14 protein-coding genes are annotated in these 11547 nt (G+C 26.5%); 5 read left to right on the top strand and 9 right to left on the bottom strand.

What is annotated here, in order from left to right:
• Positions 1 to 2: 2 nt before the first annotated feature.
• From FVE73_RS01675 to dnaJ, 5 genes are all read left to right on the top strand, one after another.
• Positions 3 to 992 carry a hypothetical protein gene (locus FVE73_RS01675; protein ID WP_018499367.1) on the top strand — a complete coding sequence of 330 codons (990 nt, stop codon included), beginning with the start codon at positions 3 to 5 and terminating at the stop codon, positions 990 to 992.
• A 49-nt stretch (positions 993 to 1041) separates the two neighbouring features.
• On the top strand, positions 1042 to 1212 hold the full coding sequence (locus FVE73_RS01670) for a hypothetical protein (protein ID WP_018499366.1): 171 nt from the start codon (positions 1042 to 1044) through the stop codon (positions 1210 to 1212).
• A 30-nt stretch (positions 1213 to 1242) separates the two neighbouring features.
• Entirely contained in the window at positions 1243 to 2124 is an 882-nt protein-coding gene (locus FVE73_RS01665) for an aldose 1-epimerase family protein (protein ID WP_018499365.1), read from the top strand.
• Positions 2125 to 2304: 180 nt separating this feature from the next.
• Complete coding sequence (locus FVE73_RS01660) at positions 2305 to 2787, top strand: hypothetical protein (protein ID WP_018499364.1); 483 nt, start codon at positions 2305 to 2307, stop codon at positions 2785 to 2787.
• Positions 2788 to 2898: 111 nt separating this feature from the next.
• Positions 2899 to 4086, top strand: coding sequence for a molecular chaperone DnaJ (dnaJ, locus tag FVE73_RS01655; RefSeq protein ID WP_018499363.1), 1188 nt, complete (start codon positions 2899 to 2901; stop codon positions 4084 to 4086).
• Between the two features lie 103 nt (positions 4087 to 4189).
• Here the strand turns inward: dnaJ and FVE73_RS01650 are convergent, their stop codons facing one another.
• The 9 genes from FVE73_RS01650 to FVE73_RS01610 all read right to left on the bottom strand — a co-directional run bounded on the left by FVE73_RS01650 (position 4190) and on the right by FVE73_RS01610 (position 11531).
• Entirely contained in the window at positions 4190 to 5884 is a 1695-nt protein-coding gene (locus tag FVE73_RS01650; protein ID WP_018499362.1) for a hypothetical protein, read from the bottom strand.
• A gap of 75 nt (positions 5885 to 5959) precedes the next feature.
• Positions 5960 to 7186: a tetratricopeptide repeat protein gene (locus FVE73_RS01645; protein WP_018499361.1), complete on the bottom strand. Its 1227-nt coding sequence runs from the start codon at positions 7184 to 7186 to the stop codon at positions 5960 to 5962.
• Complete coding sequence (locus FVE73_RS01640) at positions 7137 to 7571, bottom strand: J domain-containing protein (protein ID WP_018499360.1); 435 nt, start codon at positions 7569 to 7571, stop codon at positions 7137 to 7139. The genes FVE73_RS01645 and FVE73_RS01640 overlap by 50 nt, the downstream gene beginning before the upstream one ends.
• 165 nt (positions 7572 to 7736) lie before the next feature.
• Entirely contained in the window at positions 7737 to 8216 is a 480-nt protein-coding gene (locus tag FVE73_RS01635; protein WP_018499359.1) for a T6SS effector amidase Tae4 family protein, read from the bottom strand.
• 2 nt (positions 8217 to 8218) lie between these two features.
• Positions 8219 to 9364 carry a leucine-rich repeat domain-containing protein gene (locus FVE73_RS01630; protein ID WP_018499358.1) on the bottom strand — a complete coding sequence of 382 codons (1146 nt, stop codon included), beginning with the start codon at positions 9362 to 9364 and terminating at the stop codon, positions 8219 to 8221.
• Positions 9365 to 9391: 27 nt separating this feature from the next.
• A complete protein-coding gene (locus tag FVE73_RS01625) occupies positions 9392 to 9727 on the bottom strand; it encodes a hypothetical protein (RefSeq protein WP_018499357.1) in 336 nt (111 codons plus the stop codon).
• 174 nt (positions 9728 to 9901) lie between these two features.
• Positions 9902 to 10378: a hypothetical protein gene (locus FVE73_RS01620; RefSeq protein WP_018499356.1), complete on the bottom strand. Its 477-nt coding sequence runs from the start codon at positions 10376 to 10378 to the stop codon at positions 9902 to 9904.
• Positions 10379 to 10393: 15 nt separating this feature from the next.
• Positions 10394 to 10828: a hypothetical protein gene (locus FVE73_RS01615; protein ID WP_018499355.1), complete on the bottom strand. Its 435-nt coding sequence runs from the start codon at positions 10826 to 10828 to the stop codon at positions 10394 to 10396.
• 13 nt (positions 10829 to 10841) lie between these two features.
• The gene (locus FVE73_RS01610) at positions 10842 to 11531 is read right to left on the bottom strand and encodes a hypothetical protein (protein ID WP_018499354.1); all 690 of its coding nucleotides are present in this window, start codon (positions 11529 to 11531) and stop codon (positions 10842 to 10844) included.
• Between the last annotated feature and the right edge of the window lie 16 nt (positions 11532 to 11547).

Raw genomic sequence — 11547 nt, 5'->3', positions numbered from 1 at the left:
AAATGAATGTAGCTTCAGTAAAAAACTTGACAGATTATTTAGACATAGATAAATCTTTTTTTGGAGCATTATCTCTAGGTTTATTTTATCTAAAAATTTCTTTTGTTGAAAATATATTTATATTTAAAATAAACATATTTATAATAATAGCTATAATAATAACTATATTATCAATAATTTTAGGATATTGTTCTATTAAAAAATTTAAAGAAGATTACAGACAGTACGTTATATTTGGGATTATGATATTTGTTTTTCCAGCTGTATCTTCTCTTATAAAAAACGATATTTTATCAAAAATAAATGATGTATTATTAGGAATTTCATTATTTTATTTACTTAGTACTTTTTTTAACGATGTTATTTTAGAAAAAAGACGGTCGCAAAAATTAAATAAAATAAGTAATGTAAAAAAAGAAATTTTAATAGAGTGTTCAGATAGAGTAACGGAAATAGAAGAAGAGTTACTTCCTAAAATATCAAAATATTTAGATATAGAAAAAATAAAAGAAAAATTAAAAAAAATAGATAAAATTCTTATGAAAATATCAGAGAAATTAAACGATTTAACTATGTTAAAAGAAAGTGTATGTGTAGAAGGAAATTTAGAAAAATTACCAGATATGAAAGAAGTGAAAAGAAATTTAAAGGAATTGAAATTAAAACTTATAGAAGTTAAAAAAGAAGTTAAAAAAGAATCTGTAAAAACAGAAAATAACATTAAAAAAACTTTAAAAAAAATGGAAGTTAATTTGAATGAATCGCAGGAAATTATTGAAAAAGTTCAAATAAAAGATCCAATTGAATTATATCCATTTAAAATAGCATTTTTAATTATAGGGATAATTTTATCAATAGTTTTAATTATTTATTATTATGATCATGAAATAAAATTCAATAGATTTAACGAAATACATTCAGGAATTTATTTATTATTTTCTTTATTACTATTAAATAGTTGGATTAACGAAAATGAAAAAATTGAAGAATAGGGATTTATTCTCTATTCTTTTCATAATATAAAAAAGGATAAAAATTATTATGAGCAAAAATTTAAAATCAAAAGTAAAGAAATTAGAAGAAAAAGAATTGAGCAGTATTGCAAAATTATTTTTAAACTACAAAGGAAAATATGAAAAAATAGATTTAGATTGGGATAATGAGGTTGTGAAGGAAATTTGGTACAAATATGAAAGTGAAAAATCAAAATAAATAAAATCTTTAAAAAAGGATGTGCTAAAGATGGAAAGTACAATAAACATTCTAAAATATGGAAATATTGAAATTATAGTTGCGGATAGAGGAGCGGAATTACAAAGTTATAAAGTAAATGGAGAAGAGTTTATATGGGATAGGAAGCCTGAATTTTGGGCTGCCAGTTCGCCTGTGCTATTTCCGTTTGTTGGGACTATAAAAAATGGGGTTTATAGTTACAACGGAAAAGAGTATAAAATTTCTACACGGCATGGGTTTGCTCGGACTGAGAATTTTGAACTGGTTGAGAAAACTGAAAACTCTTTGAAGTTTAGATTTTCTTCAAATAAGGAAACTTTAGAGAAGTATCCGTTTGATTTTGAATTGTTTATAACTTATACAATTGCTGGAAATGCTTTGGAAATTGAGTACAATGTTGTAAATAAAAATGATTCTGATATGTATTTTTCACTTGGAACACATCCTGCATTTGCACTTGATGTAAATGATAATATAAAATTGAGTGATTATTATTTGGAATTTGAGAAAAATGAGACTTCAAAGAAATATAAATTGAATGAAAAAGGGCTTGTTTTAGATGAAAAGGCTGATTGCTTGAATAATGAGAATAAATTGCAGATTACTGAAAATGTATTTGATGATGATGCGATAATTTTTGAAGGCTTGAAATCAGAAAAGGTTGTGATAAAAAATAGTAAAAATTCAAAAAAATTAAGTGTTGAATATAAAGGTTTTCCTTATGTCGCATTTTGGAGCAAGCCGAAAGCTCCATTTGTGTGCATAGAGCCTTGGTATGGAATTTCTGATTTTGAGAATACAAGCGGGAAATTAGAAGAAAAAATTGGAATTTTGAAATTGGAAGCTGGAGAGGAATTTTTTGCAAAATTAGTTATTGAAGGAAAAAAATAAACAAAAATTTAAATTTTTTATTGGTTTTATTGACAAATTAGGTTATAATATATTCAATTAGCTGTAAAGCCAATTATTAGATGATTATAATTTTTTGGATGCCAGCTATAAAACTAAAAAATTATAAGTTCCTGACAAATTAAAAAATATTTTTTGGAATTATAATAGAAGGAAGTGAAAATGTTAGAAATACTAAAAAATAATTTTAAAAAGTTTGCAATTTTTGTAGGTGCATTTTCATTTGGAAGATTATTCTATAATTATGGCATTAACTTTTCAAATTTAAATATATTTATATATTTTCTAATTGTGTTAGGCATTTGTTTTTTTGTTGGTAAATCGCTAAAAGCAGGATTTGAAAATGCGATTATTGAAACTTTTTTATTAGTTTTAATTCATATATTTCAATTGGATGTAAGTTTCAAATCATTTTTATATGGAGTTTTCATATTTATTTCAATTAGTTCCGTTTTTAATAAAATAAGAGAGTCTGGGAAAGGAAAGGATCCCATTACAGGAGTTTTATATTTATTAATTGCTTTAACAGTGTTATTTATATTTTATAAAAATTCAGGTTCTATATTATACTTTAGGGGTGTAGAAAATATAACTAATGAAATGTTAATATTATTTGGATTAATAAGTTTAATTGGAAGTATTTAAATTTATTATATAAGAAATGAAATTAAAGTTTTTGAATAAATAATTATAATTTATAAAAATAAAAACAGATAAAATAAAATTTGCAGAAGTGGAAAGGATAAAAGATAGAAAATGGCAAAAAGAGATTATTATGAAGTACTTGGCGTACCCAAAAACGCTTCAGAACAGGATATAAAAAAAGCGTACAGGAGTATGGCAAAAAAATATCATCCAGATAGAAATAAGGATAATCCTGAAGCTGAAGCCAAATTTAAGGAAGTACAGGAAGCAAATGAAGTGTTAAGTGATCCGCAAAAAAGGGCAGCTTATGATCAGTATGGACATGCAGCATTTGAAAATGGAGGAGCTGGAGCTGGCGGCTTTGGTGGACAAGGCTTCGGAGGACAAGGTTTTGGCGGTGCTGGCGGATTTGATTTTGAAGATTTAGGAGATATTTTTGGAAGCTTTGGAAGTTTTTTTGGTGGAAGAGGTCAACAAAGTCAAGGACCAAGAGTACATAGAGGGGATGATTTAAGATACAATTTAACATTAACTCTTGAAGAAGTAGCTTTTGGTGTAGAAAAAGAATTAAAATATAAAAGAAATGGACAATGTCACACTTGTCATGGAAGCGGTGCTGAACCTGGACACGGTACAAAAACATGTGACAAATGTAATGGTTCAGGGCATATAAAAATTCAACAAAGAACATTATTTGGAATGGCAAGTGGAATACAGGAATGTGATAAGTGTCATGGAACTGGAAAAATACCTGAAAAAGAATGTCATACTTGTCATGGAACAGGTTTGGAAAGAGAAACATTTACGAAAAAGGTAAGATTTCCATCAGGTCTTCAAACTGGACAAAAATTAATAGTAAGAGGATGTGGAGACGCAGGGGCAAATGGTGGAATCTTTGGAGATTTAAGAGTATATATAACTGTTGCAAAACATGATATTTTTGATAGAATAAGTGAATATGACATTCGTTGTGAAGTTCCTTTAAAAATGACAACGGCTATTTTAGGTGGAGAAGTAGAAGTACCTACACTTAATGGAAAGAAAAAAATTGTAATTCCAGAAGGGACTCAAAACGGAAAAATCTTTAGATTGAAAAATGAAGGAATAAAATATAGCCGAAGCGAAAATAGAGGAGATGAAATTGTAGAAATAAAAGTAGAAACTCCAACAAATCTTACTGACAAGCAAAAGGAAATTTTACGTGAATTTGATGGTTCGCTTGACAATAAGAAAAATTACAAAAAGGCACATTCATTTAAAGATAAAATAAAAAGATTTTTCAGTAAATTTGAAAATTGAAAATTTTGGTAAAAATGAAAACAAAGATTGATAAAAATTTATATTATATTTTGTGTTTATACAACAATTTTTACACACCCTCAAACTAAAAAAACTGCATCTCTTATCTCATTTGAGTTTTGAGTGCAGTTTTTATTTCTTTTATCTTAGTTTGATTCGCTTTTCCACCTTCTCCAAGTCCAACATTGACATTTTTTGCCATAAGTTCTGCATTTTCAATCGCTATTGCTTTTACACAACTTTTACCTCTCAATGTTGCTATAGCATCAGTTGAAGTTAAATCTATATTACTTTTTGCTGTCATCTGTGCCGTACCATTTGAAGTCAAACTAATTAAATTTCCTACATTAACAATAAACTTCTCATTATCCAAAGTAAAGTTGTACATCGGTTTCCCTTCATTCGCAGGTGTTCCTCCTCTAGCTGCCTGACTTGGTCCTAATGTAAAGTTCCTTTTATCAGGATTAGTAAACCTTCCATTACCGTTATTATTTACCGCTCCCATTACCAACGCATGCGTTTCGTTTTCACTTGGAAAATAAAGTGCTATCCTGTCATTTGGCTCTGGTGCAGGCGTAAATCCTGTATTTGTCTGACTGTATGGAGTTACATATGGGAAATAACTTTTTCCAGCATATTTATCCGCTTCACTTTGTACTGCTCCTCCAAGTTTTCTTAGCCCTTCTGTCAAGTCAACTGTCATAACTGCAATATCGCTTTCTTTCACTTCCTGACTTCTGTTATTATTTTTTTCCTGCTCCTCAGCAACATATATATTTACAGGCTTTATTCCCATAGTTCTACCTTCAAGATTATTCGAACTTCCATCAGTTCTTCCATGCTCACTCTTGCTCTCATCTGTTCTTGCAATATGTACTGTTCTCGCTTCTATCACTGCTCCTCTTATCTTTTCGTGCGGTATTGGATCTACAAAATAATCTGTCTGCTTTCCTAGCTTGTATTCGCACTTTAAGGTGTTTCCTTCATTGTATATTCTGCTTTCTATTACATAGTAGTCATTTTCCACTTCTTCGCCTGATACTCTGTTTCTAATTTTTAATTTTATTGGGGTTGATACTGAATACACTTCTGTCCCCTCTACCCTGTAATATGTTCTTTCCTCCTCTGTTTCCTTTCCAAAATATGAATATGTCAAGTTTGGTGTCTGTGCTGGCATATTCTTGAAAAATCCTACCAGAACTTTATTTGAATTTGCCATTAGTGGCTGTCCTGTATACGATGCTATTCTCTTTAAGTATTCCCAGTCTGTTTCATTATACTGGATTGTCATTCTTGGGACTGCCTGCATATCTTCCCCTATATTTACCAATGTTTCCCCATCATTATAATTTTTATTCACTTCCTGTGCTATATCTGTATACGTAAGTGTTGGATCCTGAAATGAACGGTATCTTGGTATTCTGTCAAGAAGTATGCTCTTTGAACTGCATAATAATTCAACTGCCAATGCTCCTGCCTTTGTTTCCTTTATCCTAAGTTTGCTTATAACTCCATTTAAGAATATTTTATCTGTAGCATTTCCCGCTTCATCCGATATGTTGCTTCTTCCTGTAACTACTATTGTCTTGTCGCCTTTTTTATCTATCAGGGCATCGTATAAACTTAACTGGTTCGGTGATGCCGTATATTTTATTTTCCCAATTGTATGTTCCCCTATCTTTGAATCTATTTCAAGATTCATATCTCTCCAAAGTATCTGCTGTCCATCTATTTCTATCTTTATTCTTTCAGCAGAAAAAAATTCCACTGGCTTCTGATTATTTAAATTATTCTCCATTTTTTAACCTACCTTTTATATTTTTTATTTTAAATTAAAATTGATTTGCAATTATAACTTTTCTAACTATAAATTTTAATTATTTTTATTTAAAAATTTTTCATATTCTTTTATTCTTCTACTGTCAACTTCACTATAATTTTTTAGTCCATTTGATTTTTTAACTACATCTACCCATTTTTTTATTTCTTTCAAATTTTTCTCTCTGTAGTAATATTTTAATAAATAATTTATCGCTCTATAATCTTTTAGTTCAGCCGCTTTTAAATACAAATTTAGAGCTTCGGTTTTATCGCCTTCTTCTTTCAGAATTTGTGCCAAATATATTTGTGAATTAGTATTTCCTGCTTCTGACGCTATTTTATACCATTTCTTTGCTTCATCAATATTCCTGTTTCTATGCTCAATAATTCCCATAAAAGCTGCTGCTTCCTTTATGCCATTTTCATATGCTCTTTTATACTTTTCTATTCCCTTTTCTTTTTCATCCTTAAAACGATAATAAAAATCAGCTGTATATAAAATTCCTTCTTTTTTTAGCTTTTCCATTTGTACAAGATATTTTTCTGCTTCTTCATAGTCTTTCTTTAAAACACTTTCTTCCCCTTTTATATACAATTCAAAAAACTCCTTATCTATCTTATCTTTTGACAAACTATATTTCAATAAATCATTCGTTTCATCGTCAAATTTAAAAATTTCCTTTGTATTTAATATTTTGTCTTGCCAGTATTTCAATTTTTCAGTATCTTTTTTCATATAATATATTTTTATTAAGTATAACATCGAATCCGCATCTTTGAGATTTCCAGCTTCTATGAAATATTTCTCAGCCTCATTTTTCCTATTTGTTTTATATAAAAATTTAGCAAAAAATTTATATCCTAACATATTCTCTTTATCCAACGATTTTTTGTACCATTCTTCCGCCTTTTTATAATCATTATTATCTTCAGCAATCATCCCCAAAATTGTACCTGCCCTTTTATTTCCTTTTTCAAAAGCTATTTCATACCTCTTTTCCCCTTCTTTTTTATCAATATGTTCATAATACATATTTGCAAGCGAAACATAAGCGGTTTTATCGTATTTTGCCAGTTTTAAAAAATACTTTTCTGCTTCTTCATAGTTTTCCCTTTCCAGTTCAAAAACAATTCTTGCCATTAATTGAGCTTTTTCAGGATTTTTCTTATTTTCCAGATAAAAATAAACATCATCAATATCTTTTATTACCACATCATTTCCTTGATTTCTACATCCTATTAACAAACAAAAAAAGATTATCAAAATAAATTTCTTCATTTTTCACCCCTTCCTTTAAACCATCCTTAGCACTTTCAAACATATTCTTTATATCATTTGGATTTGCTGAAAAATTACGGAAAAATGCCTCAGCCCCCCTTTTAGCTGATTCACTGTTCTGCTCTGCCCTGCTTGATTTCTTCTCACCAAATCTTTGACTTCCAGTATTTCCCTTATTCTTCCTTTTCTCATCGTATTCTTTTCTTTTATTCTCATCACCAAGTATCTCATACGCCTCGCTGATTGTCTTAAACATTTCCTCAGCCTTCTTATCATCAGGATTTCTGTCTGGATGATATTTCATGGCTAATTTTCTGTATTTTGCATTTATCTCTTTTGCATCAGCATCTTCTGAAACACCTAGTCTTTTATAATAATCTGTCATAATAAAAACTCCACTCCTTTTCATTTTTTTTATTTAAAATATTAAAAACTTCTATCTATACAATTTAATATACAATGAAATAAAAAATATTCATAACTAAAATATATTGCTGCTATCATCTAGTTTTTTATTTTATTTATAGTTTGCAATATTAAATTTATTTTTTTAGTTTAAAGCTTGGAAGAATATAAACTTCTTTAACCCATTTATTATGTATATAATTCTTTCCAACAAATTTTTCTTCAAACCATATATCAGCATGTCCTGTAAAGCTTTTAGAATTTGACTGTAATATATAACAATTCCTGATCCTAGTACATCAATATATTGACGAAATCTTCTATATAATTCAGGAGTATTAACAGAATATCTAGCAAGCCCTCCATATTTTTTTTCTAAATATCTTTTCATTCCCATAGCTGTTAATACATACCATTTATCATTTTTCCCTTTTTCATATTCATTTTTAGGTAAAATAGTACCGTCTATTATAAAACCTGCTTTATTTAAAGCCTCTGATACTCTTATTGCACATGTATTAGGAGCTGGTAAATCTAGTAATCTTCTTGAATTAAATAGTTTTTTTACTAAATCTTTACTATTAATAGTCTCATATCTTGGATAATTTTTTACTATATTATACATTTTTAATTTTCTCCTTTTTCATAAGACACTTCTATTAATCCTAAATAGGCAGCGTCATCTGTGTATATTTTTGCATTTTTATATAATCTTTTAGGTAAATTTTTTTTAATTTCTGTTATACTTATTTTATCATCTAAAAGAATGTATTCTAAAAATTCTAAAGATTTCAAGGGAGTTAAATCTTTTATTTTATTGTGAGGAATATAAATTTCTTTTAAATTTTTAAAATTTTTTATTACCTCAATATCCTTAACTAAATTATTACTTATTGATAGTATTCTAATATTTTTAGAATTTTTTAATGGAGAAATATCACTTATTTTATTATTAGAAATATCAACTTCTTCTAAATTTTTAAAATTTTTTAAAATATCTATATCTTTGATGTTTTCAACTCCAGCAATGTTTAAAATTTTTAAATTAGGGGAATTATTTAATATGTTTATGTTTTTAAATTCTTTCACATCAAAAATTTTAAACTTCATCAATTTAGTAAAATTATTTAACTTATTATCAAAAATACTTAAATCACTATCTACTATTTCTACTGAATCTAAATTAATTTCTTCTATTTCTAAAAAATTTTCCATTTTATTAAAGTTTTTTAATTTTTTATCTGCCACTGCAATATTTTTTAAATTTTTAAACTCAATAATTTCATTAATATCAAAGGTATCTCCTCTATAGAACTCATCAATTGATATTGTTTCTATTTGTTTTTTTAGTTTAGGAGGTAAATTTTTTAAATCTTTGGATTCATAATTTTCTATACTTTTTAAATTAATAAACCATTTTAAATATTCTCTATTCTTATCATAATTTGAAATACAATCAATATTATAAATTTCGTTTAAATTAACATTTTCAAAAAAAATTTTTTCAATATTATTATTATTATATTTACAAGTTACTAAAATAGGATCTTTAAAATTTATAAAATAATTATTATTTATTTTTTTTAATATCACTAAATTATCTTTTACATTTTCTAAATCTATTCCATAATTTAAATACTTTTCTTTTAAATCTACTGTACTATTTCTTTTTTCTAAATTCTTATTATTTATTTTTTTAGTACAATTAATAAAAAAAATTAAAATAGATAATATTATAATTATATTTTTTATTAATATTTTTCTAATTTTCATCACTTATCTCCATTACTTTTATAATTTTTATTTTAAAGTATTATTATCTTCATTAAATCCTGTTTGTTTTAAATTTAAAACAAAATACCCTTCTCCACCTCTAACACTAAAACTTTGATTAAAACTATCCACATACATTTTAGGAAAATAAAGCTCAAACGTCTTTCCTCCTCCCAAATCTGTCTGCACCATTACATCTCTAGTTGATTTTTCATCTCCGTAAGTCATTGCCCACAATGATAGCTCTTTCACATTCTGCTTATTTTGATCATATAAATTGCTTTCTCCGAAATTTCCAAGTCCTCCAAACATTCCTTTTAGGCTATTTCCTATTCCATTTGTAAACGAATTTGTCATTGGCAATGTTGAGCTTACTCCTAATACTTGAGAAACAAGTTTGCTTTTACTGCTGCATCAGCATCTTCTGAAACACCTAGTATTTTATAATAATCTGTCATATATTCTCCCTTTTCAGTTTTAATATTTCATTTTTACTTTTTAATTTAAAATCCAAAGTTAATTTTAGTTCTAATATTCTTAATAATTACCTTTTAACACTTCTACTAATACACATCTATTTTCTATATTCTTTTCAGGATATTTGTCTATATTTTTTAATATATTTTTCTTTTCTTCTTCTGGTACTAAAATATATTTTATTTTTGCTTCCTTATCAATTCCAAATGCTATCCCAAATAACTTTCTTTTTGTATAAAACCATTTTTTCCCAACTATTTCATAAGCATAATCTTTGGCTTCTCTTAATGAAGTAAAAAACTCATCTTGATTAGTAATTTCTCGCATTTTTCCATTTTCATCATCTATATAAAATTTTATGTTCCTTTCCTTAAAAATTTTATAATTTTTTTGGTAGTATTCTTTTCTGTTTGCCATATAGCGATTATTTGGGCAATCGGACACATTTACTTTTACTCTTTTTGAATGATTTTTATAAAGTAAGATAACCACAATAATGGAAACAAACAATAATGTTAATTTAAAAAATTTATTCATAGTTGATTTCCTCTTTTAGTTTTTTAATATTTCCATTAGACTACATGCATTCATTTTTTGATATTTCGAAGCTTTAGAAAGTATATCTTTTTCTTTTTCTTTTGGAATATAAATTAAAATATTTTTTTCATTTTTTTCTAACCCCAACATTTTACTTAAAACAACTTTTTTAGAATCAAAAAAATTTCGTTTACTTTCACCATAACTTAGAATCATTCCTAAAGAAACTATGATATCCCAGCTACTTTTTACTTCCACCAAATTTTGGTTATCGTCTAACTTGTATAACTTTATATTTTTCTTTTTAAGTTCTTGATACGAATTAAAGTAATATTCTTTTTCTTCTTCTAATGAATTTATTTTACATTTTATATTATTTTGTTTTTCTCTAATTATAAATACAATAATTAATGAGAAAAAAATTAATACTATAGTTATACATTTTTTCATATTATATTTCCTCTTAATTCAAAAAATTTTTATATATATCTAATATTTTTATAAGAATCCGTCTTTGAAATAAATATTTATTATTGTTATTAGCATCTTTTCCTTTTCTTAATTCTGAATCTAGTTCTTTTATTATTCTTTCTATCTCTTTTTGATCAACTGATAAAGTAGATAATACATAAATTATTAATAAATCTCTTTGGTTTTCTACTTCTTTTATTTCTAAAAGCCCAAAAACAAATGAAGAAACTTTTTTTTGCATTTCTTGTAAACCTTTTTCTATAATGCTTTGAATAATTTTGGTTATTTTATTACTCTTTCTAACTTCTTTATTATATTTCCCTTCTGCCAATAAATAAGATAAATGTTCATAAACTTCTCGACCGTTTCTTACTTCTCTTAATTTATCATCATCATCTATGATTCTAAAAATTGTACCTGATCTTTTAATATATTGGTATAGTTTATAATAATAATTTCTCGTAGCATTATCAGGAAGTTTAGTTGGGTTTATATTATCTTCTATAGTTTTTACTACTTTAAATGTAATTTCTTCAACATAAGTCCTTATCATTAATGGATCTGAGCCTAAAAGATTATTTCTAAAAAAACTATCTAATTCTCTATAATGTATATAACCATACTTTAAAGCATTTTTTATTTCATTAATTTCTATTGCTGTTATTTTACCTTTTCTATTCATATGCTATAACTTCCTT

It is taken from the genome of Leptotrichia wadei (assembly GCF_007990545.2).
Classification (GTDB): domain Bacteria; phylum Fusobacteriota; class Fusobacteriia; order Fusobacteriales; family Leptotrichiaceae; genus Leptotrichia; species Leptotrichia wadei.
Note: the sequence above shows the minus strand (reverse complement) of the source record. Positions and strands in the feature narration are given on the sequence as shown.

What these genes read in the sequence shown, in the direction of transcription:
- FVE73_RS01635 (WP_018499359.1), bottom strand. Translation starts at nt 8,216, where the DNA reads ATGTATAATATAGTAAAAAATTATCCAAGATATGAGACTATTAATAGT.
- FVE73_RS01670 (WP_018499366.1), top strand. Translation starts at nt 1,042, where the DNA reads ATGAGCAAAAATTTAAAATCAAAAGTAAAGAAATTAGAAGAAAAAGAA.
- FVE73_RS01610 (WP_018499354.1), bottom strand. Translation starts at nt 11,531, where the DNA reads ATGAATAGAAAAGGTAAAATAACAGCAATAGAAATTAATGAAATAAAA.
- FVE73_RS01675 (WP_018499367.1), top strand. Translation starts at nt 3, where the DNA reads ATGAATGTAGCTTCAGTAAAAAACTTGACAGATTATTTAGACATAGAT.
- FVE73_RS01620 (WP_018499356.1), bottom strand. Translation starts at nt 10,378, where the DNA reads ATGAATAAATTTTTTAAATTAACATTATTGTTTGTTTCCATTATTGTG.
- FVE73_RS01640 (WP_018499360.1), bottom strand. Translation starts at nt 7,571, where the DNA reads ATGACAGATTATTATAAAAGACTAGGTGTTTCAGAAGATGCTGATGCA.
- FVE73_RS01660 (WP_018499364.1), top strand. Translation starts at nt 2,305, where the DNA reads ATGTTAGAAATACTAAAAAATAATTTTAAAAAGTTTGCAATTTTTGTA.
- dnaJ (WP_018499363.1), top strand. Translation starts at nt 2,899, where the DNA reads ATGGCAAAAAGAGATTATTATGAAGTACTTGGCGTACCCAAAAACGCT.
- FVE73_RS01615 (WP_018499355.1), bottom strand. Translation starts at nt 10,828, where the DNA reads ATGAAAAAATGTATAACTATAGTATTAATTTTTTTCTCATTAATTATT.
- FVE73_RS01665 (WP_018499365.1), top strand. Translation starts at nt 1,243, where the DNA reads ATGGAAAGTACAATAAACATTCTAAAATATGGAAATATTGAAATTATA.
- FVE73_RS01645 (WP_018499361.1), bottom strand. Translation starts at nt 7,186, where the DNA reads ATGAAGAAATTTATTTTGATAATCTTTTTTTGTTTGTTAATAGGATGT.
- FVE73_RS01650 (WP_018499362.1), bottom strand. Translation starts at nt 5,884, where the DNA reads ATGGAGAATAATTTAAATAATCAGAAGCCAGTGGAATTTTTTTCTGCT.
- FVE73_RS01630 (WP_018499358.1), bottom strand. Translation starts at nt 9,364, where the DNA reads ATGAAAATTAGAAAAATATTAATAAAAAATATAATTATAATATTATCT.